This window comes from Bartonella massiliensis, assembly GCF_902150025.1.
GTDB classification, from domain to species: domain Bacteria; phylum Pseudomonadota; class Alphaproteobacteria; order Rhizobiales; family Rhizobiaceae; genus Bartonella; species Bartonella massiliensis.
In genome coordinates this window covers 1-664 of the sequence record NZ_CABFVS010000079.1, presented here as the reverse complement: position 1 = coordinate 664, position 664 = coordinate 1, and the positions used below count along the sequence as shown (strand labels likewise).

The window sequence follows — 664 nt, the reverse complement described above, 5'->3', positions numbered from 1 at the left end:
CAGGCTCTGTTTATTAACAGAGGCGGTTTCATTTGAAATGGAAGAAATAACGGGGGTGTTTTTTACTGTAGTATTCATACTAATATGTCCTAATCAAGAGTTTTGAAATTGACACCCTATAAGGGCGCCGGGCGTTCAAAACACGGTGATTAGTCCGTTGTTACGCTTTTCCCATAAGGGTATTATATGGCGTAACGACACCCGACAAAAATATCATATATGCTAATCATAGCATAAAAGATAGTCAGTTTTTAAAAGCTTTGGAAAGATTGTTTCGTAATCTATCCGCTAATCACAAAGTGTTTTGATCACTTGATTATTTATATAGCAAAATACGTATTTATTGTCAAATAATATTTTATCTTTTTTGATATTTTTTATGATTTTTTTAAATTCATTGTGTATAAATATTTATAATATGCTTATGAATTGCTTCTTTTGTATTATATGCTTTTAAAGCTATATTATAGGCTTTCTTAAACGATTGCATTATTTTTTGAATCTATACATTTATAATATTTAGAAGCGCTCTCATCATGCGTATTTTTAACTTTATAACCTATCTTGTTTTTTACTAAATGGTTTTTAATTTTTTTGTTAATTTCTTTTAAAACACATTTGCAACTTAATAATTTTTTATAGGAACTGTCTTTATAACCAATGC

1 protein-coding gene is annotated in these 664 nt (G+C 28.0%); it reads right to left on the bottom strand.

What is annotated here, in order from left to right; translation table 11 throughout:
* Positions 1-476 precede the first annotated feature (476 nt).
* Positions 477-664, bottom strand: a 188-nt coding sequence (locus tag FNZ60_RS09910) for a hypothetical protein (RefSeq protein ID WP_210243988.1), incomplete at its 5' end; no start/stop codon positions are given.